Origin of the sequence: Collinsella sp. CLA-ER-H7, from assembly GCF_040092345.1 — a bacterium.
GTDB lineage: Bacteria > Actinomycetota > Coriobacteriia > Coriobacteriales > Coriobacteriaceae > Collinsella.
Genome location: NZ_JBBNLT010000006.1, coordinates 68,777 through 91,266, shown reverse-complemented (window position 1 = coordinate 91,266; position 22,490 = coordinate 68,777). Strand labels below are relative to the sequence as shown.

Below are 22,490 nucleotides of genomic sequence, written 5' to 3'. Positions count from 1 at the left end.
CTCATATGTCGGTTGAGATGTATTCCGACCCTGGCTTATTCGCCGTCAGTCAAAGGGTAGCTAAAATAGCCCCGTCCCAAATTAGCTACCCCGGCAAAATCATTTTAGATAACCGTCACTCTGCCCTGGTTACCCACGATGGCCTTGGCCTCGGCCAGCAGCGGAATCGAACGCGCGTTGACCTTGGCAGGCACCTCGGCGCGCAGCACGCGCCCGTCCACCTGCTCGATAAAGATCTCCACGCGGTCGCCGCCCGGGTTAGTGGTGAGCACCGTGGCCAGGCGCGCCATGTTGCCCTGGCTAAAGCGGCTGTTGGGCACCATGACCTCAAACACCTTGGGCTTGTTGTTCTCCTCGTTGAGCTCCAGCGGCACGATCTCCTGCGCGATGATCTGGTCGCCGCGGTCCGAGCGCTCGAGTTTGCCCTTAATACGAACAAACGCATCGGACAGCTGTGCGCCGGTCTCGGGATCGACCTCGCCGTACAGATACCCCTCGGCCTCCTTGTAGGTCTTGGGGAACACCACGACGGTGGCCTCGCCTTCCATGTCCTCGAGCTGCACGATGCCCATGGGGTCGCCGTTTTTGGTCACGCGCTTGGACACGCTCGAGACCATGCCGGCCCACCACAGTGCCTTGCCCTCGGGGATCTCCTGGTTGATGGTGCCGCCCGTGGGGTTTTGCACTTCGTAGCCGGTATCGATCTGCGAGAACGAGAAGTCGCGCGCTTTGCTGAGCGCATACTCAAACGGGCGCAGCGGGTGGTCCGAGACATAGATGCCCAGAACCTCCTTCTCCTGGCTCAGCTTGAGGTGGCGGTCCCATTCCTGGCCGTCCGGATCGGGCACGCTGACCTCGAAGCCCGAGCCCTCAACATCACCAAACATGTCGAAGAACGAGGTCTGGCCGCTCGCGCGGTCCTTCTGGCGCTTTACCGCGGCATCGATGATGTTCTCGGGGTTGTTCTTGTCCACAAAGTGCATCATCTGGCGGCGCGGATAGCCCGTGGAGTCGAAGGCGCCTGCCTTGATCAGCGACTCGATCACGCGGCGGTTGGCCTGGCTCGAATCCACGCGCTCGACAAAGTCGTGCAGCGTCTTAAACGGGCCGCCTGCCTCGCGCTCGGCGATAATCGCCTGCGCCACGCCGGTACCCACGCCGCGGATGCCGGCCAGACCAAAGCGCACGCCTTCCTTGGTAGCCGTGAACTCGGTGCCGGACTCGTTGACATCTGGCGAAAGCACGGGAATGCCGTCGTGACGGCATGCCGAGACGTAGTGCACGATCTTGTCGGTCTTGCCTGTGTAGGACGTCAGAACGGCCGCCATGTACTCGTGCGGATAGTGCGCCTTGAGCCACGCCGTCTGCATAACCAGGATGGCGTAGCCGGCGGAGTGCGACTTGTTAAAGGCGTAAGACGCGAACTCGAGAACATCGTCCCAAATCTTCTGGGCGACCTCGCGCGTGTAGTTGTTCTTGATAGCGCCGTTCATCCAGTGGTCGTAGGTGGTCTCGTCCGAGCCATCCTCCCAGTGCAGCACCGTCGACGTGAGCAGCTTAATCTTTTTCTTAGCCACGGGCTTACGGATACGCGAGTCCGATTCGCCCTTGGAGAAGCCACACATCTCGACGGAGATGAGCATAACCTGCTCCTGGTAGACCATGGTGCCGTAGGTTTCGCCCAGGATGTCGTCCAGACGGTCGTCGTAGGAGACGGCCGGCTCCTTGCCGTTCATACGGTTGATGTAGGACGAGACCATGCCGGCGCCCAGCGGGCCCGGGCGGTACAGGGCGATCAATGCTACGACGTGCTTGTACTCGGTGGGCTTCATGTTCTTGATCGTGGCCGTCATGCCGGCGGACTCGACCTGGAAGACGCCGGCGGTGTGGCCGGAGCCCATGAGCTTAAAGATCTCGGGATCGTCAAAGGGAATCTCTTCCTCTTTGATGTCGATGCCGAAGTTCTTTTTGATGTTGGCCTTGGCCTTGGAGATAACCGTCAGCGTGCGCAGGCCCAGGAAGTCCATCTTGAGCAGGCCCATGTCGGCAACGGTATGGCCCTCGTACTGGGTAATCTCGACGCCGCCCTTGGTGTCGAGCTTGGTGGGCACGTGCTCGTTGACGGGGTCGCGGCAGATTAGAACGGCACACGCGTGCACGCCCTCGCCGCGGGTGAGGCCCTCGATCGAGAGCGCCGTGTCGATGACACGGCGGGCGTCGTCGTCCTTTTTATATGCCTCGGCAAAGTCGGGGTTAAACAGATCCTCTTTGCCAGGTTGTTTGTCGAGCACCTGCTTGAGCTTGACCTTGGGGTCGCTCGAGACCATCTTGGACAGGCGCTGGCCCATGTAGACCGGATAGTCCAGGACGCGCGCAGCGTCGTTGATGGCCTGCTTGGCCTTGATGGTCGAGTAGGTGATGACGTGGGTGACCTTCTCGGGGCCGTAGAGCTGGCGAACGTGCTCCACGACCTCGAGGCGCCGCTCATCGTCGAAGTCCATATCGATATCGGGCATCTCGGTACGCTGCGGGGACAGGAACCTCTCGAACATCAGGCCGTTCTCGAGCGGGTCGAACGCGGTGATGTTCATGGCGTAGGCGACGATAGCGCCGGCGGCAGAACCACGGCCGGGGCCGACGCCGATGCCGTTGTCCTTGGCCCATTGCACGTACTCGGCAACGATCAAGAAGTAGGCGGCAAAGCCCTTGTCGCAGATGACCTTGTATTCGTACTCAAAGCGCTCTTTGATGTTGACTCCGCCGATCTCGCGCGTGGCCCAGTCGTCACCGTAGTGCTGGCGCAGGCCCTTCTCGCACTCGCGGCGGAACTGGCTCTCGTGCGTCTCGCCGGGATCGAGCAACGGGAAGCGCGGCAGGATGATGGAGTCCCAGTCGAGCTCCACGTAGCACTTGTCGGCAATCTCGAGCGTGTTGTCGCAGGCCTCGGGGCAATACGGGAACATCGCCCGCATCTCCTCCTCGGTCTTCATGTAAAACTCCGAGCCGGTCATGCGCATGCGGTTGGGGTCATCGACCTTGGCGTTCATGCCGATGCACATGATGACGTCCTGCACGGGCGCGTCCTCGCGGCGCAGGTAGTGGAAGTCGTTGGTCGCGATGACCTTGACGCCCACCTGTTTGGCGATGTCGATGAGCGTGCGGTCCATCTGCTCGTCGGTCAGACCGTTGTCGGTGGTGATGCCGTGTTCCTGGATCTCGATGTAGAAGTCGCCGGGGTCGAAGGTGTCGCGGAAGGTCTCGGCCCACTTGATGGCGCCTTCCATGTCACCGCGGTCGATGTATTTGGGGATGATGCCGGCGATACAGGCGCTGGTGCAGATCATGCCCTTGGCGTGGCGGCGCAGGTTGTCGAGCGTCACACGGGGCTTGTAGTAAAAGCCCTGTACGGCGGCCTCGGAGACCGTCTGCATCAGGTTGACGTAGCCCTCCTGGTCCTTGGCCAGAAGGATCATGTGGTAGAGCTCGGGCTTGTGGTCGCGGGCGAGCGTCTCGTCCGGCGTAAAGTAGACCTCGCACCCAAAGATGGGTTTGATGACCAGGGGCGGCTTGAGCTCGTCGATGTTGCCCTTCTCGTCCCACATGGCCATGTCCTTCACATACTGGGCATGCTCGCGCGGGTTTTCCTCGGGATCGGGCTCCACCAGCTCGTCGCGGCGGTCCTTTTCCAAGAAGGCCTTGTCGTGGCTCCAGGTTTTGTACTCGGGCGTGTTGTGGTTGACGGCGTCGCAGGCCAGCGCCAGGTCGGGCACGCCGTACATGTAGCCGTGGTCGGTGATGGCCACGGCGGGCATGCCCAGCTCAACGGCACGGTTGACCATATCCTGGATACGGGTTGCGCCGTCGAGCATGGAGAAAACAGTGTGATTGTGCAGATGGACGAATGCCATGTGATGAGCTCCGATGCGGGTTCGTGTTCTGACTGAACGATTTTACCCCACGGCACGGACAGCACCCGAACCTAGCCAAACCCACACGGCTCCTCTTGCAGTTGCGGTGGAATAGTTCCCGCCTGGGCCACCTGGGCCGCAATACAGAACTATTCCACCGCAAGTTATCTGAGGGCTAGAGATTGTAGGTGACTACTTGAGGTTCGGCGGGTTCGACGAAGATGGCTGGATTCGCCTGCTCCACGCGAACGAACTTGACCGTCACCGTCTCAAAGCCCGCCTTGTGCAACACGTCGGCGTAAACGCGCGCCTGCAGGGCGTGCTTCTCGAGCAGTTGGTCCGGCGTCTCGTCCGGTGTGCCGCCCGTCTTGTAGTCGATGACCAGTGCGCGTGACGGATCGGCCGGGTCGGTCGCCAGTGCATCGATGGCGCCTTCGGCATAGGCGCCGTAGCGAGCGATGTCCTCGTCCTCGCAGCCCAACGAAAAGAACGGCACCTCGGCGCGAACGCACGGCCACGCGAGCAGGTCGGCACGAACAGCCGACTTGAGCCAGCGGTCCAGGGCAACATCGAAGCGTTCGCGCTGCTCCGGCGTCAGACACCACAGGCGAGCCAGGGCGTCAGCACGCTCAGCGGGCAGCGCATCGGCACCCATCTCGATGAGCCACTGGCAGGCGGCGTGGAAGGCCGAGCCCAGCGCCATGGGATTGCCGGCGGGCTCGACAGCGGCCACGTCTGCATCCGTCATCTCCGAGCCATCCGACTCTGCATCATCGCCGGACTCGTCCATGGGAACACGAGCCTCGGCGGCACGGTCTTCCGTCTCGGCATGGAGTGCCGCGGCGATTGACGAGTAGCTATACGAGTCACGCATCGGATACGGACAGATGCCCATGCGCACGCCCACTGCCTGGGGATACACAAGCTCAAACGAATCGGGCTTGGGGTCGGCAGGACCGGGGACGATTGTACTGGCCGAATCGTCGGCAGCATCCGTATCGGCATCGCCACGAACAAGCCTGCCCTCGGCATCCAGCGAAGCGTTGGCCTCAAACGCCTGCTCGCCAAAGGTAAAGCCCGCGAGCGAAATGAGCTCGTAGTCGCCCGGCTGGGAGTTGTCGAACACCAGGCGGTCGGCATCGAGCTGCGGCATGTCCAGAGCGTCGGTCGGCAAAATACGGCGCAGCACATCGTAGGTCAGATCGGTCTCGACGTCGAAGGTCGGCGCCGTCACCTTGCCGCGGCTCACGCCGGCATCCATCGCCAAGATCACTAGCTCGCGCGCACGCGTCATGGCAACATAGAGCAAGCGGGCCCGCTCCTCGAGCGAAAGCTGCAGGTCGGCGTTGCGCAGGCGAGCAAATGCCTCGGCGGGAGAACCCGTCGCACAGACGTCCTCCATGAGCTCCGGCGGCAGCCACAGCGACGTGCCCTTGCCCTTAAACGCGTGCTCAAACTGCTTTTTGACGTCGTCGCCCTTCACAAAGGTACCGTCGGCAAGCTTAACGCCGTCGAAGCGTGCCGGCAGTGCCACGACCTGCGCTCCGCCCTCGACGCGACCCATCTGTGCCGCACCCGAGGACTTACGCACGCCAAAGCACTCGGCGACCGCCACGACCGGATATTCCAGACCCTTGGAGGCATGCACCGTCATGATGCGCACCGCGCCGTCGCCTTCCTCGTTGAGGGCACCCGGGGCTTCCTTGCCCGCCAAGAAGCGGTCGAAGGCAAGCGCGATGGAACGCGGCGAGTTGCCGAACTCGGCCTCAGCCTCAGCCACGGCGTCGAGCGCCTTGAGCACGTTGGCGGCAATGGCCTTGCCCTCGGGACCACGCTGTCCCAGACGCACAAACCAGCCGGAGGCGTTGACCACGTCGCGCGCGATGGCGGCGAACGAATCGCGGCCCACGCGACGAAGCGCATACCGCAGCACCTCGCGGGCGCGCGTCACAAGCGGCAAGTCTTGCAAACCCGGCACGTCGAAATCGCTCATGATGCCCATGTCGATATTCCGGCGCGAGGTCTCCCCTGTCTCGCTATCGAGCTTGGTCGCCAGCGCCAGGAACTCCTGGGCACCGAGCGCAAACATCGGCGAGGCGAGCAGTGGCATAAGGCCCTGCGCCGTATCGGCCGGATTGGCGAGCGCGCAGACCAGGGCACGCACCGTCTGCACCTCGGCTGCCTGGGCAAAGACCGAGCCGCCTGCGATCACGCAGTCGAGCCCCTGATCGCGGAAGGCCTGGGCGTAGACGTCGGCGTTGGTCATGCGGCCCAGCAGCAGTACCATGCCGCCCTGGGGCTGGCCCGCTTTGACGAGCGCTTGGAACCGCTCCGCAATCGCACGAGCTTTCGCCTGCGTTCGCTCCTGGGTGCTGCCACCGGCAACGAACAGCGCCTGGCGGCGCGAAGCCTTCGCCTTGAGCTTGTCCTCGCGTTTGTCGCTCGGTTCAAGATCCAAGAACCCCTGCATCAAACCACCGGTGTTGCCGTCAAAGACGCGTGCTACGTAGCGCAGCACCTCGTCGTGGCTGCGGAAGTTGCGCACGAGTTTGACGAGCTCGCCAGCGGGGGCATCGGATGCGACAGCCGTCTCGGGCGCAGCAGAGGAGCCCACCTTGCGCTCCTGGCGGCGAAACACCTCGACCTCGGCGCCACGGAAGCGATAGATGGACTGCTGTGCATCGCCCACGGTGCACAGCGCGCGCTCCCCCGCACCCGTCAGGTAGCGTATCAGATCGACCTGCATCTGGTCGGTATCCTGAAACTCATCGATCATGACCATCTTAAAGCGGCCCTCGTACGCAGCACGGATGGCAGGGTAATCGCGCAACGCCTCGTAAGCCATACGCAGCAGGTCGTTATTATCGAGAGCGGACTGGGCAGCCTTCAGCGCGCGATACTCAGCCTCCACGGAACGGGCCAGGCCCACCAGCGCATCGAGCGCCGGGCCACCGCAGGCAAGCACGATATTGATAAACGCATCGGCGGCCTCGGCCTTGAGCAGCTCGACCTGCTCCTTAGGGAATGCCTTGCTCGCGCGCGGCATGGTGCACGACATCATGAGTCGCGCTGCATCGGCCATGGTCTTGCCGCTCGCCTCGAACGCGTCAATGGCGTCGAGTGCCATCTGCGCCTTCTCGGTCGCGGCCTTGCTTGCGCCCAGCGCCGCGCGATAGGCATCGGCGAGTGCCGAGGTATCGGCCTGGCCGCGCGCCACGCACACGTCGTCCATACCGCCCGGCAACTGGCTCGACAGCTCCAGCAGGTCGCGCACCAGGCCCTTGATGGTCGTGCCGGTGCCAAAGGAACCGCCCTCGCCCGCCATGGGATACCAGGCATAGAGGGCCTTGAGCGATGCCGCGAGCTCGGGGGCGGCATCGGGCGCCGTCGCGCGGGCCAGCACATGCTCAACAGCCTGGTCCATAAGCTCGTCGGTATCGGTGAGCACCGTGAACTCGGGGTCGATGCCCAGCTCCAGCGCATGCGCGCGCAGGATACGCGAGCACATGCCGTGAATGGTCGAAATCCACGCGTCGTCGACGGTCAGTGCTTCCTCGTCCATGCCCTTGTCGATAAGCGCACGGCGCACGCGGTCGCGAATCTCGGCCGCGGCATCTTTGGTAAAGGTAATGGCGAGCACCTGGTCCAGATGCTCAACGAACGGACCGGATTCGGGCGAGAGCGCATAGACGATGCGACGCGTGAGGGTAAAGGTCTTGCCCGAACCGGCGCCCGCCGAGACAAACAGCGGACGGTCGAGCGTCTTGACGATCTGCAGCTGTTGCGGCATCAAGGTCGAAAGATCCATGGTCTACACGCCCCTCCTTACAAACGTACCTTCGTGGTTATACGAGCAGCGGCCATGCGCGGCCTTTGTCGACGCCGGGTCGACAGCAGCGACGTTGCCCGCCTCGAGTTCGCGCAAGCGCTCGGCGATGCCGGCCTCCACGCGATCGAGCAGTGCATCGAAGTCCATGTTGCCGCCCTCACCGGGAAAGCCCTTCTTAAGCCCCGGGATGCGGCCGTCACCACGCTCCTCCTCGAGCAGCTCGGCACTCGCGGCGCCTCGCAGCGCCGGTTTGCCACCCTTGGTCGAAAAATAGAGCGCCGCGCGGGTATCCAGATCCAGCGCCCGGCGCATGGCCTGCGCGTAGATGAGCGTTTGGGTATGCGTCGGCAGCCAGCGCGGATCGTCGATGGGAGCCTCGCCCGACTCCTCGTCGCGCACCGTGGGGTCGGCGAGCTTAAACTCCTCGACGCCCGAACGATGCTTGTAGTCGATTACCACGGCGCGATTCTCGGCATCCACATCCACGCGGTCGATACGCCCGCCGAGCGGCCAACCGGCATACTCGACTTTAAGATCGTTAAAGGCAAACTCCAGGTAGCGTGGAGCAAAAGGAGTCAGCGCCTCGGCTTCATAGGCAAGCACACCCTCCAGCTGCGGCAGAATCTCGGCCACCTGGCGCTCCTCTACCGGAGAGAGCGGCACGAGCGGACCCTCGTTGCCACGCTTGGAGGCATGCTCGGCCAATGTCTCGTCAAAGACCTCGCGCAGCAGCTCCTGAGCGCGCGGCAGGTTCTCGGGCGTCACGCGCTCCATGCCTTCCTGGGGCAGACGGGCGTGCAGATGCTCCAGCACGTCGTGGACAAAGTTGCCCTTCTCCATATTGCCAAAGCCGGCGTCGATCGACTGGGGCTTCACGCGGTACGAGACGAACCAGCATAGCGGGCAGGTCGAATAGGCCTCGATCTGCGAGGCAGACGTCAGGCGCGGCACCAGCGGCGCATCCTCGCCCTCGCCATCGCGACGGCGCAGGACCAGATACGGAATGGCTTCATCGCTCAGATGCTGAGGAGCTTCGCAGGTCACGCGCTCGCGCCTAAGACCTTCGCCTGCCGCGGGATCAAAGTCGGCGATGATATCGCCCTCGCCCACGCGCGTGGGCTTGGCAGCGCCAGCGGCCTCGGCATGTGCCCGCAGCTCTGTCCATACGGCTGCCGGGTAGCATTCGCGTGCCTGTCGATCGTGCGTCACGCGGGCGAGCGCGACCGGACCGCTCGCCGCCTGCATCGCACGGCCAAAGCGCACGCGCAGCAGGGCGGCGGGCTCCAAAGACACGCCGTCGCGGCGCAGCTCGGCCGTCAACGTGGCAAGCGGGCCCTCTTCGTGCGAAAGCGGATAGCTGTCCAGGTCGACATCGGCAAACAGCACGGCATCGTAGCCGCCAGGACGCAGAACCGACGCATCGGCAAGCGACACGAAGCGCACTTGCGCCCGTGGCGTGCGATCGACCTCGTAGGTCTCGTAATCGTAAGCGGCGCTGCGCTTATCCACCTTGGTGCGAACGCCGTCGAGCACGGGCACGGTCGCTGTCTGCGACACATCGAGCACGCGGGCTTCGTTCATAAGAATGTCGATGGCGTGGCGCAGTAGGGCCGTTTCAGCCTGGCGACGGGCCTGACCGTCGAGACCGCCAAACGCGCGATCGGGCAGCGCCTCGGCGGCGGCAAGCATGGCCTTGAGCGCCGTCACGGGCTTGTCGCGCCACAGCGCCTGGAACACGTCCGAGACCACGCACGGCACGTTCTTAAACCAGTTCTCGTCACTCGCCGCTTTACGCGCGCCCCTGATCTGGCCCTGCACGCTCTGCAGCAAGCTCTTGACGCCCGCGGTAGTCTTGCTGCGCGAGAGACGCATATTCTTGTCGAACGTGCGCGCGCTGGCGGCGTCGGCACCCGAAAGCGGGCTGTAAATCCAGTCGGTAAGCTCCGGAGCGGGCCACCACTCAGTCTTAGAAGCTGCCCCTTCGTCGGCGGCCTTCATACGCTCGATCAGGTTGGCGAGCGCCGTGAACTGCCTGCCCACAATGGATTGAGAAAACGCCGTGAACTCGGTCGTCTCGGCAGCAACGTGGCGCGCCGCCAAACGAGCGGCGAGCTCACCGAACAGCTGGGGTGCCCGGGCAGAAACAACGAGCACGCGCACGGGATCGGCGGGCGCGGAGGCGGCATCGTTGACATTGGACTCCTTGTGCGCTTTCACCATCTTATCGATGACGTCCGCATAGACACGGGCACGAGCATGGGGGCCGGCGACTTCCACAAAGGCAGGACGTACGACGGACTTTGGAGCAGTCGCGGGAGCGCCAGCATCCTCGTCCAGCGGTGCAACCTCAAACAGCACACCGCGGGCATCAAGGGCCGTGGCCAGCTCCTCACGCATCGCCGCTTGCTCGCGGGCGAGCAGCACGACAACCTCTCCCCCGTTGTTTGCCACGGCGGACAGCAGCTCGAGCAGGCTATACGTAAATGACGTGACGCCGCGCACGCAAACGGCGCGGGTGCACGCCGGCAGGCTGTCGGTCAAAGCGCCGGCCATAATGTCAGCTGCCTCGCAGGGCTCGACCATGTCTCGACGGTCCAAGCCGCTCGCGTAGGCGCGCAAAAGCTCGAACACGCGAGCCTCAGCATCGCTTTTTGGCTCAGGCTGGCAATTGTTGCCACCGCATCGCTCGGCACCCGTCCCTGCCACACCCGGAAGCACATCGCGAGCCATGCGCGCGAGCATGCGCACCGTGCCCTGGCCACACGAAAGCGGCTGAAGATCGGCATCATCGCGGCGGGCAATCATATCCGAAAACAGCATCTGGCGCTGCAGGTTGTCGACGAAATCGCGCCCGTCGCCCAAAAGCTCCCAAAGCGAGCGAAGCCACGACGAAGGCGTCTTGTAGTCGATACCCAGTGAAACCCCGGCTTCCGCCGCATCATGACGGCACAGGTCGAGCTCGGCAAACGTTGGTGCCAGCAACACGGCACGCCCGTGACGGGCAATAAGGTCGGCAAGCAGCGCCGACTCGGCATCGCTCAAATCCGTGCCGGTATTGGTGGTATAGATTCGAACAGGCATGGTCCTCCGCTCAAACCGTTCGCAATAATCAATGCATCCATCCTACCCGCCCAAGCGGACACATTGCCACCGCAGTTCCATCTTTTGGTACAAAGCAACCTGAACCCAACGCACCAGCCGATTGCAGGCATATAAAAACCGCCCCCGGAGGGACGGTTCTTCGTAATTCAATGTTGTCGCTGGCCTACTCGCCATCCTCCAACTTAATGAGGATCTTGCGGTAGCCACCGTACTCGCCGTTCAGCGCCTTTGAAACGCGGCTCACCGTGGTGGACGAAGCGCCGGTACGGGCCTGAACCTCAACATAAGGCTCGCCCTCGTCCAAATAGCGCGCAACCTGCAAACGCTGAGAAAGGTCGCAAATCTCGCGCGGCGTGCAGATATCGGTCAAAAACGCTTGGATATCCTTCTCGTCGTCCAAAAGGCTAAATGCGTGGACCAGCTGCTTGACATCAGGCTTGTCAAACATGTTCTCGATATTCATCGATCACCGCCAAACCCGCCAAAAGGCATCGAAGTTGATACTGACATCGGGCATCGTTCGCCCGTTCTATGCAATAGGGCAACGCCTGTGGCTTTTGCCCGTAGCAGTGTAGCACACCACCAAACTAAAGCGACAAGACTCTCTGCCAGCGGCGCGTTTTTCAGGACGAACGCCGTTTAGAAACCATATGCGCACGTAAGCTCCACGAATATTTGAGACAATGGGCGCCCAAACACCGCGGCGCGCCCGCGCAACCATCCAGGTCGCCGCCGTAAGCCGCTTCACGCGACGCCAGCAATCCCGGCGCAAGAAAGGATTCACGCCATGCGCTTTATGCTTAACTGGCTCTTCACCTCGATCGCCATCGCGATCGCCACGTTCCTCGTCCCCGGTATCCAACCCTTCGGCTTTGCCGAGACCTGGGTCTGCTTTGCCTTTGTGGGACTGTTCCTGAACATTGTCGATTCGTTCGTCAAACCGTTCCTTACGGTCATCTCGCTGCCGCTCACGATCATTACGCTGGGCATTTTCCAGCTTGTCGTCAACAGCTTTATGCTTGAGCTCGCGAGCTACCTGTCGGTCAACCTGCTGGGCGTCGGCATCTCCATCGCCAGCTTTGGATCGGCCTTTATGGGCAGCATCCTGGTGTCCATCACGCGCAGCATCCTCGACAGCATCGCCGAGGACTAAAACGGCCATTCCGGCCATGTCCGTCTCAACAGCCCAAAACGAAGGCCGCCCATCGCAAAAATGGGCGGCCTTCTTATTTTTCAAGTCTCAAAGGGCGAGAGAATCTACCATTTCCACCCCGTCCCCAAATGCAGGTGTGGGTTAGATGACGTAGTCGTAGCCATGATTGGGAGCGACAAGTTGATCAAGCGTCACACCGTCGAGGTAGTCGTTGATGAGCTTGTCCAGGTTCTTCCACACGTCGAGCGTGGGGCACTCATCCGAACGCGAGCAGCCCTTGCAGTCGCCATCCAGACAGGCGACCGGCGCCAGACTGCCCTCGGTCAGGCGCAAGATCTCGCCCACCGTGTACTGCTCGGGCGGGCGCGTGAGCACATAGCCGCCGCCCTTGCCACGCATACCCGAAAGCATGTTGGCGCGCACGAGCGTAGCCAAGATGTTCTCGAGATATTTCTCGGAAATCCCCTGTCGCGCCGCGATCTCTTTGAGCGGGATGCGACCGGCCGCCTGGTGCTCGGCCAGATCGACCATAACGCGCAGGGCATATCTGCCCTTAGTAGAAACCAACATGTATAGTGCTGCCTTTCGGTCATTTAGTCCGTAGAAATTCTAGCCGAAAAATTGGTTTTGAAAATACCCATTCCCGTCAAGATGGTTAATCGACTCGTAATAATCTTCTATTTCCTATTGCGTTACTAGGCTTTACTGTCTACTATGCTTGCCAACAGCAAAACAAACAACCCATAAGGTTTGTGGGTTTAGCTGTTATACACACCGTAAAACCACACGGTATCCAGTCATTTGAACACTTTGGAGGTTCACCATGAGCAATGTTTACACGTCCATCGATCAGCTTATCGGCCACACCCCGCTTCTGGAGCTCACTCACTTTGAGGCCGATGAGGACCTCAAGGCCCGCGTGCTCGTCAAGCTGGAATACTTCAACCCCGCCGGGTCCGTTAAAGACCGCGTCGCCAAGAACATGATCGACGAGGCCGAAAAGGCCGGCAAGCTCGTGCGCGGCGGCGACTACACCATCATCGAGCCCACGAGCGGCAACACCGGCGTCGGCATCGCCTCGGTGGCGGCGGCTCGCGGCTACAAGGTGATCATCACCATGCCCGAGACCATGTCCGTCGAGCGCCGCAAACTTATGCAGGCATATGGCGCACAGCTCGTGCTCACCGACGGTTCCAAGGGCATGAAGGGCGCCATCGCCAAGGCCGAGGAGCTGCAGAAGGAGACGCCCAACAGCATTATCGCCGGCCAGTTTGTGAACCCCGCCAACCCCGCCATCCACAAGGCCACGACCGGCCCCGAGATCTGGGATGACACCGACGGCAAGGTCGACATCTTCGTCGCCGGCGTTGGAACCGGCGGCACCGTGACCGGCGTGGGCGAGTTCCTCAAGGAGCAGAACCCCGAGATTAAGGTCGTCGCCGTCGAGCCCGCCACCTCCCCGGTGCTCTCCAAGGGCCAGGCCGGCCCGCACAAGATCCAGGGCATCGGCGCCGGCTTTGTGCCCGACGTCCTCGACACCCAGGTCTATGACGAGATCATCCCCGTCGAGAACGACGACGCCTTTGCCACCGGCCGTGCCGTGGGCCACAAGGAGGGCGTGCTCGTGGGCATTTCGTCCGGTGCCGCCGTGTGGGCCGCACTGCAGCTGGCCAAGCGCCCCGAGAACGAGGGGAAGACCATCGTGGCCCTGCTTGCCGACACCGGCGAGCGTTACCTGTCCACGGCACTGTTCCAGGACTAGAGCTTCTCGTTCTTAGAACGAGTCCAAGGCACGCCGGCCTTCCCTCTCTTCTGGCAGCCTGGGCTCATCCCAACAGGGCGTCCCACATGACACCCGAACTTGCTACAATGTCTGCGGCGCGGAACCAGCCTCCCGCGCCGCTTTTCTTTTTTGGCCACATGCCACCAAGGAGAACCTCCCCATGCACAACAAGCGCGTGCTCGTCGCCATGAGCGGCGGCGTCGATTCCAGCGTGACTGCCTATCTGCTCAAGCGCCAGGGCTACGAATGCGTCGGTGTCACCATGCGCCTCACCTGTCCCGCGCCCGATCCCGTCACGGGCATGAGTAAGGTCGACCGCGACATCGCTGATGCAAAGGCCGTCGCCGAGCGCCTGGGGATACCCCACCATGTGCTCGACCTGCAGCAGACCTTCGACCGCAACGTAATCGAGCGCTTTGTTAACGCCTACCAGGAGGGGCTGACGCCCAATCCGTGCATCATCTGCAACCGCCATATTAAGTTTGGCGCGCTGCTCGATGCGGCACTCGATATGGGCTGCGACTACATCGCCACAGGTCACTACGCCAAAACGAGCCAGGCGTCCGACGGCACCTGGCAGCTGCATCGCGGCGAGGACCCCAAGAAGGACCAGAGCTACTTTTTGTATTCGCTCACGCAGGAGCGGCTGTCGCGCACAATCTTTCCGCTGGCCGGGCTGGACAAAGAGCGCGACGTGCGCCGCATTGCCGCCGAACAGGGCTTTGCCAACGCCAAAAAGGCCGAGAGCGAGGATATCTGCTTTATTCCAGACGGCGACTACGCGGGCTATATCGAGCGCCGCTGCGGACATGCCGCCGAGCCGGGCGATATTGTATGGCGCGACGGCAGCGTGGTCGGGCGCCACAACGGCGCACTGCGCTATACCATCGGCCAGCGCAAGGGTTTGGGCGTAGCGATGGCGCATCCCGTATACGTGACAGGCGTCGACGCCGTCAACAACACCGTGCATCTGGGCGAGGCCGAGGACCTAACGGCCACAGCACTCACGGCCGACGACTGGATCTGGAGCGCCCCTGCCGACCGCATGGAGGCAGAACTCGATGCCGGCGGCATTCGCGTGGGCGCCAAGTACCGTTACCGTCAGAAAGACCAAGCAGCGACCCTTACGCGCGGCGAAGACGGGCAAATGCTGCTGACTTTTGACGAGCCGCAGCGAGCCATCGCCCCCGGCCAAGCCGTTGTAGTCTATCGCGGCGACATCGTCCTCGGCGGCGGTACCGTGACCGGCGCCATCAAGTAGTCCCATCCCCTTCATAAGTTGCGGTGAAATAGGGACTGTTTAAGCGTTTAAAACCGCCAAACAGTCCCTATTTCACCGCAACTTAGAGAGGACGGCCTCGGTCGGTACTGCCGTATCAGCCGAGGCCGCTGCATCGCTAGCGCTGTACGTAGGCGCGGACGAGCTCGAAGGTGTTGCGCACGCCGTCCATGTGGCTACGCTCGTAGTTGTGGCTCGCATACACGCCGGGGCCGATCAGACCATGGCGAATGTCGTAGCCGGCAGAGAGCGTGGCTTCGACGTCCGAACCGTAATGCGGATACACGTCGATAGCGTAATCGAGCTCAAGCTCGCGCGCGATATTGGACAGCGCCGTCACCAGGTCGTAGTTGTACGGACCGCCCGAATCCTTGGCGCAGATCGACACCATGTGCTCGGTGCAGCCTAGGTCGTCGCCCACGCAGCCCATGTCAACGCTGATCATCTCGCGCGTGTCGGCCGGCACGAAGGCGCCGCCGTGGCCCACCTCCTCGTACACGGTAAAGAGCAGCGAAACCTTACGCGAAAGCGTCACCTCGCCAGCGGCGACGGCACGCGCCAAGCCCAACAAAATGGCGGCCGATAGCTTATCATCCAGGAAGCGGCTCTTAATGTAGCCGCTCTCCGTCACCGTCGTGCGAGGATCCATAGCGATGATGTCGCCGGTCTGAATGCCCAGCTCAAGCACATCGTCCTTGCTGTCGACGTTCTCGTCGAGCAAGATCTCCATGTTCTTCTCGATGGTCTTGACCGGCTCGTCGGCCACGTGCGCCGAAGGCTCGGTGTTAAGAACCACGCCCGTGTAGACATTGCCGTCGCGCGTGTAGACGGTGCAGTTCTCGCCATCGGCCGTAGACCACTGATGCCCACCGAGCGTCGTGGGGCGCAGGCGGCCATTGTCCTTAATGGAACGCACCATGGCGCCTAGGGTATCGACATGGCTCGCCAGTACGAGCGGCTCGCCCTCGCCGCCAAGCTCAACGAGCACGTTACCCTTATTAGAACGCTCGGGCCCAAAGCCCATATCGCGCAGGGCCTCCATCAGATAATCAGTAGCCGCACGGGTATAGCCCGTAGGCGAGGCGATAGAAGTCAGCGTCTTAAGCTGTCCCGCGATATAGGAGAGCGTCCCCCCTAGAGAAGCATCAACATTAGAAGCCATATGCATCCTTCCAAGTAAAACTAAGACCGAGTCCCGATTTTAACCGTTCTGCACGGTCAATGCCCTAGGAGCCGAGCCGCCTCCCGACGTCCCCGCACCGGTTTTGTGCACGCGCACGGTTTACAACCCGAATCTTGCATAAATCCTATCAGTATCTGCATAAATATGAGACATCTTTTTGCTTCGTCTCAGGGTACCCCACCTTGGACCGTGCAAAAAACGGAGTATTCAGCACCGTGGGCCCCAACGACCCCATCACAAACGACAAAACGACGCGGTTACAGCAGTGTTGTAGACCGTCGCAAACCAAAAACGCGGCGACAGCCATCTCCGTCCATCGATAGCCCGCCCACAGGGGCTGTCGATGGGCGCCCGCGGGCCACTACGGCCCATTCACAACGTTATGCATTTTTCAGAGCTTGCTGAATACTCCCAAAAATGCACGCTGGGAAGTGCACCACCTATCCGCAGCGGGCAGCATGCTTTGGTTTTACCCGTCTCAGGACATTGACGCAGCACAAAAAGCCCCGCCGTGCGCAGCACGGCGGGGCCAGCAGCAAGTCAAAAGACCATACGCCTACGGGCGAAGGACCACCAAACTGGGTTAGGCAGCCGGGCAGATCTTCTTGAAGAGCTCGATGACGTCGTCGAGCGTCGCCTCGCGCGGGTTGCCCGGGAAGCAGGCGTCAGCCATGGCGTCCTTGGCCAGGATCTCGATCTCGTCAGCCTTCATGGCCTCGCAGACGTGTGGGATGTTCACGTCGGCAGAGAGCTGCTTAACGGCGGCGATGGCGGCATCGGCGGCCTCGGCGGTGCTCATGCCCGTGGTGTCAACGCCCATGGCGACGGCAACCTTGGCCAGGCGCTCAGCGCAAACCGGCTTGTTGAACTCCATGGCGATCGGCAGCAGCATGGCGCAAGCGACGCCGTGCGGGGTGTCGTAGTGAGCGGACAGGGTGTGAGCCATGGCGTGGTCGATGCCCAGGCCAACATTGGAGAAGCCCATGCCGGCGACATACTGACCAAGAGCCATGCCCTCACGGCCGGAGCCGGGCTGGCCGGACTTGGCCTCGGCGACGGAGTCGCGCAGGTTCTCGCTGATCAGCTTAATGGCCTCAAAGTGGAACATGTCGGAAAGCTCCCAGGCGCCCTTGGTGGTGTAGCCCTCGATGGCGTGGGTCAGTGCGTCCATGCCGGTGGAAGCGGTCAGGCCGGCGGGCATGGAAGCCATCATGTCAGGGTCGACGACGGCGACCTCGGGGGCGTCGTTGGTGTCGACGCACACGAACTTGCGGACCTTCTCGGGGTCGGTGATGACGTAGTTGATGGTCACCTCGGCAGCGGTACCGGCGGTCGTCGGCACGGCGATGGTGAACACGGCATGGTTCTTGGTGGGAGCAACGCCCTCGAGGCTGCGGACATCGGCGAACTCGGGGTTGTTGATGATGATGCCGATGGCCTTGGCGGTGTCCATGGAGGAGCCGCCACCGATGGTCACGATAGCGTCAGCCTCGGCGGCCTTAAAGGCCTCGACGCCGTCCTTGACGTTCTGGATGGTGGGGTTGGGCTTAATCTCGGAGTAGAGGCTCCAAGCGATGCCGGCAGCGTCGAGCTCGTCGGTCACCTTAGCGGTAACGCCAAACTTGACCAGATCGGGATCGGAGCAGACGAAAATCTTCTTGTAACCGCGACGCTGGAGCTCGCCGGGGATCTCCTTGATGGCGCCGGAACCATGATAAGAAATGGTGTTGAGAACGAAACGATTAGCCATTGATAGCCTCCCATCGTGTGCGGGGCACCCATTACGCCCCACGCTATGAGTCCCATCCTAACGCTTTTGAAACGAAAAATGCGTGAGAACGTCAAAAGTGTTAAAGCGTTTCAACAGAAGATGAAAAAACTGCGGCAAAGGGACAGTCCCTTTGCCGCATTCGGTTACTTTCGGCAGCCCTCTTTCCAAGCCTCGGCCGCAACCTTCCAGCGTAAGCGCAAGTCGCGCTCGCGGTCGATGAACATGATGGCAAACGCGACAAACAGCAGCAAGCTCGCCACGACGATGGCGTGCAGGCCCATGCGTTCAATACACCAGTTGCCCAACACGGCGCCAAACACAAAGATAAAGATCACGCCAAAGTACAGCAGGCCGTTTTCCAAAAAGCCGCGCCTGTGGGTGATGATGTAATCGTCCACGTTTTGCAGCGCGTTGCGCAAGTTGCCGATGCACATGGTCGTAGCGATACCGTGACCGTGAATCTTGCGGAAGCTCTCGACCTGCATACCGCAGGCAAACGAAGTGAGACAGTTGGCGAGCAGGTTGTAACCGCCACCGGGGATAAAGCTCACGCCCAGCAAGATGACGGCTTCAAAAAACACCGTCACCTGGCGCCAGTGAATCACGCTGCCGAACCGCTCGTGAACCAGGTCGGCAAGCATAATGCCCACGGCAAACGACACCACGGGGAAGAAATAGCGTCCCGCCAGCTGCCAGTTGCCCTCCGAGATGCTTACACCCACGAGCAGGATGTTGCCCGTCTGCGCGTTGGCGAAAACATGGTCGCGCCCAATGTACGAATACACGTCCATAAAGCCACCGGCGAGCGCCAAGATGATGCCCAGCTCAATAGACTCCGATATCTGTTTGGCACGCTGCATCGTCGTGCATCCTCCTTGTTGACGACTCTCTCGTGCGTTGGCGGAAACATAACCGCCGTTCATACTGTAACCCATTGACAACATGGCGTGCGCGCGAGACGGGTTCTCCAACGCGCAGATACACAGTCTGGAAACAAACGATCCCCGTATCGACGCGCCGATCCCCCAGCTCATGTACTCCCCCAGTCTTTTTAGCCCCGTCCCAAAAAGACTGGTTACAATTACGTGCAGCATACAGACACCGGGAGGGATCGTGGCAAAAAAGCCTCAGCACGCTCAGAACAACCAGCGCAGTCAGCAGGGCAAACAGGGCCAGCAGCAAAAGCGCGGCGGCAAGGCGCAGGCCACGGTCGCCCGCACCAAGCATTCCCAAGCGACGCCCGCCCGCCCCTGGCGCCCGGGCCGCGATAAATTCCTCCCCGTCAGTCGAGCCGACATGGATGCACGCGGCTGGGACCAGTGCGACTTTGTCTACATCTGCGGCGACGCCTATGTGGACCATCCCAGCTTTGGCATGGCCATCATCAGCCGCGTCCTCGACGCGCACGGCTACAAAGTGGGCATCATCTGCCAACCCGACTGGACCGACCCCACCAGCATCACCGTGCTCGGCGAGCCGCGCCTGGGCTTTCTCGTCAGTGCCGGCAACATGGACTCCATGGTCAACCACTATTCGGTGACCAAGCACCGCCGCCGCACCGACGCCTATACCCCCGGTGGCGAGGAGGGGCGCCGTCCCAACCGAGCCGTCACGGTCTACGGCAACCTCATCCGCCAGACGTTTAAGGACGCCCCCATCATTATCGGTGGCATCGAGGCAAGCCTGCGTCGCCTGGCCCACTACGACTACTGGCAGGACAAGCTCAAGCGCTCGGTGCTGCTCGACTCGGGCGCCGACATCCTCATCTACGGCATGGGCGAGCACGCGATTGTCGAGATCGCCGACGCGCTCGACGCGGGGCTGCCCGTCGATCAGATCACCTATATCAACGGCACCGTTTACCGCACGGGTTCGCTCGACGAGGTCTACGACTACGACCTGCTGCCCAGCTGGGACGACCTTGCCGCTGACAAGCTCAACTACGCCCGCAGCTTTAACGTGCAGCAGCAAAATATGGACCCTATCACCGGCCATCGCTTGGTAGAGCCATATCCCAACAGCGTGTACGTGGTGCAGAACCCGCCGTCGGCAACACTCACCACCGACGAGATGGACGAGGTTGCCGAACTCCCCTACGCACGCGATTGGCATCCCGACTACGACGCGGCGGGCGGCGTGCCAGCCTTTGCCGAGATCAAGTTTTCCATTAGCTCCAACCGCGGCTGTTTTGGCGAGTGCTCGTTTTGCGCCCTTACCTTCCACCAGGGCCGCGTGTTGCAGATGCGCAGCCACGACTCGATCATGCGCGAGGCCGAGCTGCTCACGCGCGATCCCGAGTTTAAGGGCTACATCAACGACGTGGGCGGACCGACGGCAAACTTTAGCCGCCCTGCCTGCGACAAGCAGCTCAAGCACGGCGTGTGCAAGAACAAGCGCTGCCTGTGGCCGAGCGTGTGCAAGAACATGGTAGTCGACGAGAGCGGCTACACGCAGCTGTTGCGCGACCTGCGCCAGCTGCCGGGCGTCAAGAAGGTCTTCGTCCGCAGCGGCATCCGCTTCGACTACACCATGGCCGACGCCTCGGACGAGTTTTTGCGCGAGCTGCTGGAGCATCATGTCTCGGGCCAGCTACGCGTGGCACCCGAGCACGTGAGCGACGCGGTGTTGTCCGTGATGGGCAAGCCGAGCCGAGCCGTCTACGATGCGTTCTGCCGTAAATTTGAACGCCTGAACCGCGAATACGGACTCAAGCAGTATGTGGTGCCATACCTGATCTCGAGCCACCCCGGCTCGACGATGAAGGAAGCCGTAGAGCTCGCCGAAGCCGTGCGCGACATGGGCTATATGCCCGAGCAGGTGCAGGACTTCTACCCCACGCCGTCCACCATGTCGACCTGCATGTACTACACCGGCGTGGACCCGCGCACCATGGAGCCGATCTACGTGGCGCGCGACCCGCACGAGAAGGCCATGCAGCGTGCGCTCATCCAGTATCGCAAGCCCGAGAACTACAAGCTCGTGCGCGAGGCGCTGGAAAAAGCCGGCCGCCGCGATCTGATTGGCTACACCAAGCATTGCCTGATTCGTCCCGTGCCCCCGCGCCCGGGCGAGACGTCTGCTGGCGGCGGGCATGGCACCGGCAAGAAGGGCGGCAAACCGCATGGCGGCGCCGGCGGCAAGGGGCCCAAGGGTAGCAAGGGGCACGGCGGCATGTCGCGCGCACAGAACACTGCCGGTCGCAATCGCGCGGCCCAGGGACGGCAGGGCGCCAACGGCGGCGGACGTCGCAACTAGGGCAGCGGCGCGCTCGCTGCGTCCATCCCACACGCGTGGCGCAGCGAGCGCATCGCCCCTACCAGCACAAAGCCGGCGATGGCAACCGTGACCACCACGTCGAGCGGAGTGTTCACAAACCACAGCAGCCCCATGAGATACGACCCGGCATTAAAGGCAAAGTGCAGCAGGATCGTGTAGCGGAGCTTTCCGGTCGTCACGAGCACCCAACCAAAGATGAGGCCGGCGGCACCCGCGTAGCAACCCTGCACCCAGTTCATGTGCATAAAGCCGAAGACCGCCGCCTGCAGCACGATTGCCGCGGCGATGCCCCAGGTACTCGGGGCCGACCAGGGCACCATGGCGCCGTCCTGCGCGCTCGCACGACGCCGGCGCTTCCAAAGTGGGCGGCACTGCGGATTAAACGCTCGGAGCGAAAACTCAAAAATAATGCCGCGCACCAGCAGCTCCTCACAAAATGGGGCGCCGAGCACCGTAGTCAGGACGGCGAGATAGCTGGTGTCGCCCATGCCTGTTTCCTCGACAAGCTCGCTGTAGTCGGCCGCGGCATCGGGCAACAGCGACAGCACGGCGTCGGTCACGTAGCCAACGACCACCTGCAGGGCCAAGCCAATCACGATAACGCAGGCGATGCGTTTCCACGCCCCACGCGCTCCCCCGCCGAGCGGATGCTCGCTTTGCCGGCGTGCCATAAACGAACGCGGCCACAGATAACGCCACCACAGTAGCGCCATCAAAAACGATGCCGTCTGCGCGACGGCCTGAAGCAATTGAATGTCGAGGCCATCGATCGAAAAACCCATGAACACCGATGCGACGCCAAGGGCGGAGAACAAAACGACGCTCAGGGCAATATCGGCAGCGACGACGCCAAAACAGGCAAGCGCCCAAATCATCGCATTGAGCATGCCAACCTCCTCCCGACAGGTAGTCGTTAAAGAACGTCCCCAACGACTAGTCATTGGGGACGTTCTTTAACGACTAGTTGCTGGGGACAGTCTTTGCCAAAAGCCCCGTTGGGCGAGATGTCGAACGGGAAGGTGCCGCAGCGATTGAAGGCGGCGATGAACATGCGGATGGCGTTGGACGGCGTGGTGCCCACGAGCTGGGTTGCCGCCGCGAAGGCCGCCTTTTCCTCGGGCAAGACCTTCGCGACAACCGGGGTCATGTGTTCTGCCATGGCGCTTCCTTTTTGAAACGACGGTGGTGCGGATGGATGCGGGCCAC

At 62.0% G+C, this 22,490-nt stretch carries 14 protein-coding genes; 4 read left to right on the top strand and 10 right to left on the bottom strand.

The features are described 5' to 3' along the window. Positions 1–104: 104 nt before the first annotated feature. The 4 genes from dnaE to AAAX75_RS05060 all read right to left on the bottom strand — a co-directional run bounded on the left by dnaE (position 105) and on the right by AAAX75_RS05060 (position 11,302). On the bottom strand, positions 105–3,908 hold the full coding sequence (dnaE, locus tag AAAX75_RS05075) for a DNA polymerase III subunit alpha (RefSeq protein WP_349091299.1): 3,804 nt from the start codon (positions 3,906–3,908) through the stop codon (positions 105–107). A 175-nt stretch (positions 3,909–4,083) separates the two neighbouring features. Beyond that, positions 4,084–7,716, bottom strand: a complete 3,633-nt coding sequence (locus tag AAAX75_RS05070; protein ID WP_349091297.1) for a UvrD-helicase domain-containing protein — start codon at positions 7,714–7,716, stop codon at positions 4,084–4,086. 3 nt (positions 7,717–7,719) lie between these two features. Further along, positions 7,720–10,818: a PD-(D/E)XK nuclease family protein gene (locus AAAX75_RS05065; protein WP_349091296.1), complete on the bottom strand. Its 3,099-nt coding sequence runs from the start codon at positions 10,816–10,818 to the stop codon at positions 7,720–7,722. A 184-nt stretch (positions 10,819–11,002) separates the two neighbouring features. Beyond that, complete coding sequence (locus tag AAAX75_RS05060) at positions 11,003–11,302, bottom strand: YerC/YecD family TrpR-related protein (RefSeq protein ID WP_022094855.1); 300 nt, start codon at positions 11,300–11,302, stop codon at positions 11,003–11,005. Between the two features lie 324 nt (positions 11,303–11,626). Here AAAX75_RS05060 and AAAX75_RS05055 point away from each other — a divergent pair, with 324 nt between their 5' ends. Beyond that, positions 11,627–11,992 (top strand): phage holin family protein, encoded by a 366-nt coding sequence (locus tag AAAX75_RS05055; protein ID WP_035137358.1) that lies wholly within the window; start codon positions 11,627–11,629, stop codon positions 11,990–11,992. A 141-nt stretch (positions 11,993–12,133) separates the two neighbouring features. Here the strand turns inward: AAAX75_RS05055 and AAAX75_RS05050 are convergent, their stop codons facing one another. Beyond that, the gene (locus AAAX75_RS05050; protein WP_022094857.1) at positions 12,134–12,562 is read right to left on the bottom strand and encodes an Rrf2 family transcriptional regulator; all 429 of its coding nucleotides are present in this window, start codon (positions 12,560–12,562) and stop codon (positions 12,134–12,136) included. 253 nt (positions 12,563–12,815) lie between these two features. Here AAAX75_RS05050 and cysK point away from each other — a divergent pair, with 253 nt between their 5' ends. Continuing rightward, positions 12,816–13,754: a cysteine synthase A gene (gene cysK, locus AAAX75_RS05045; RefSeq protein ID WP_152068307.1), complete on the top strand. Its 939-nt coding sequence runs from the start codon at positions 12,816–12,818 to the stop codon at positions 13,752–13,754. A 58-nt stretch (positions 13,755–13,812) separates the two neighbouring features. Further along, on the top strand, positions 13,813–15,036 hold the full coding sequence (mnmA, locus tag AAAX75_RS05040) for a tRNA 2-thiouridine(34) synthase MnmA (protein ID WP_349091312.1): 1,224 nt from the start codon (positions 13,813–13,815) through the stop codon (positions 15,034–15,036). A 136-nt stretch (positions 15,037–15,172) separates the two neighbouring features. On the opposite strand, the gene AAAX75_RS05035 is transcribed toward mnmA, so the two are convergent. The 3 genes from AAAX75_RS05035 to AAAX75_RS05025 all read right to left on the bottom strand — a co-directional run bounded on the left by AAAX75_RS05035 (position 15,173) and on the right by AAAX75_RS05025 (position 18,868). Further along, on the bottom strand, positions 15,173–16,216 hold the full coding sequence (locus AAAX75_RS05035) for a M42 family metallopeptidase (protein WP_349091294.1): 1,044 nt from the start codon (positions 16,214–16,216) through the stop codon (positions 15,173–15,175). Positions 16,217–16,820: 604 nt separating this feature from the next. Next, on the bottom strand, positions 16,821–17,987 hold the full coding sequence (gene fucO / locus AAAX75_RS05030) for a lactaldehyde reductase (RefSeq protein ID WP_347478906.1): 1,167 nt from the start codon (positions 17,985–17,987) through the stop codon (positions 16,821–16,823). Between the two features lie 164 nt (positions 17,988–18,151). Beyond that, positions 18,152–18,868: a YoaK family protein gene (locus AAAX75_RS05025; protein WP_052044066.1), complete on the bottom strand. Its 717-nt coding sequence runs from the start codon at positions 18,866–18,868 to the stop codon at positions 18,152–18,154. 253 nt (positions 18,869–19,121) lie between these two features. On the opposite strand from AAAX75_RS05025, the gene AAAX75_RS05020 reads away from it, so the two are divergent. Continuing rightward, complete coding sequence (locus AAAX75_RS05020; protein ID WP_347478908.1) at positions 19,122–21,263, top strand: YgiQ family radical SAM protein; 2,142 nt, start codon at positions 19,122–19,124, stop codon at positions 21,261–21,263. On the opposite strand, the gene AAAX75_RS05015 is transcribed toward AAAX75_RS05020, so the two are convergent. Both AAAX75_RS05015 and AAAX75_RS05010 read right to left on the bottom strand, forming a co-directional pair. Beyond that, the gene (locus AAAX75_RS05015) at positions 21,260–22,171 is read right to left on the bottom strand and encodes a type II CAAX endopeptidase family protein (RefSeq protein ID WP_349091293.1); all 912 of its coding nucleotides are present in this window, start codon (positions 22,169–22,171) and stop codon (positions 21,260–21,262) included. The two genes, AAAX75_RS05020 and AAAX75_RS05015, sit on opposite strands and share 4 nt — an antisense overlap. 50 nt (positions 22,172–22,221) lie before the next feature. Continuing rightward, entirely contained in the window at positions 22,222–22,443 is a 222-nt protein-coding gene (locus AAAX75_RS05010; RefSeq protein WP_195193203.1) for a hypothetical protein, read from the bottom strand. Positions 22,444–22,490: the final 47 nt, after the last annotated feature.

Bases quoted from the DNA above. Each gene is read 5' to 3' on its own strand.
- dnaE (WP_349091299.1), bottom strand. From the start codon at position 3,908: ATGGCATTCGTCCATCTGCACAATCACACTGTTTTCTCCATGCTCGAC.
- AAAX75_RS05070 (WP_349091297.1), bottom strand. From the start codon at position 7,716: ATGGATCTTTCGACCTTGATGCCGCAACAGCTGCAGATCGTCAAGACG.
- AAAX75_RS05065 (WP_349091296.1), bottom strand. From the start codon at position 10,818: ATGCCTGTTCGAATCTATACCACCAATACCGGCACGGATTTGAGCGAT.
- AAAX75_RS05060 (WP_022094855.1), bottom strand. From the start codon at position 11,302: ATGAATATCGAGAACATGTTTGACAAGCCTGATGTCAAGCAGCTGGTC.
- AAAX75_RS05055 (WP_035137358.1), top strand. From the start codon at position 11,627: ATGCGCTTTATGCTTAACTGGCTCTTCACCTCGATCGCCATCGCGATC.
- AAAX75_RS05050 (WP_022094857.1), bottom strand. From the start codon at position 12,562: ATGTTGGTTTCTACTAAGGGCAGATATGCCCTGCGCGTTATGGTCGAT.
- cysK (WP_152068307.1), top strand. From the start codon at position 12,816: ATGAGCAATGTTTACACGTCCATCGATCAGCTTATCGGCCACACCCCG.
- AAAX75_RS05035 (WP_349091294.1), bottom strand. From the start codon at position 16,216: ATGGCTTCTAATGTTGATGCTTCTCTAGGGGGGACGCTCTCCTATATC.
- fucO (WP_347478906.1), bottom strand. From the start codon at position 17,987: ATGGCTAATCGTTTCGTTCTCAACACCATTTCTTATCATGGTTCCGGC.
- AAAX75_RS05025 (WP_052044066.1), bottom strand. From the start codon at position 18,868: ATGCAGCGTGCCAAACAGATATCGGAGTCTATTGAGCTGGGCATCATC.
- AAAX75_RS05015 (WP_349091293.1), bottom strand. From the start codon at position 22,171: ATGCTCAATGCGATGATTTGGGCGCTTGCCTGTTTTGGCGTCGTCGCT.
- AAAX75_RS05010 (WP_195193203.1), bottom strand. From the start codon at position 22,443: ATGGCAGAACACATGACCCCGGTTGTCGCGAAGGTCTTGCCCGAGGAA.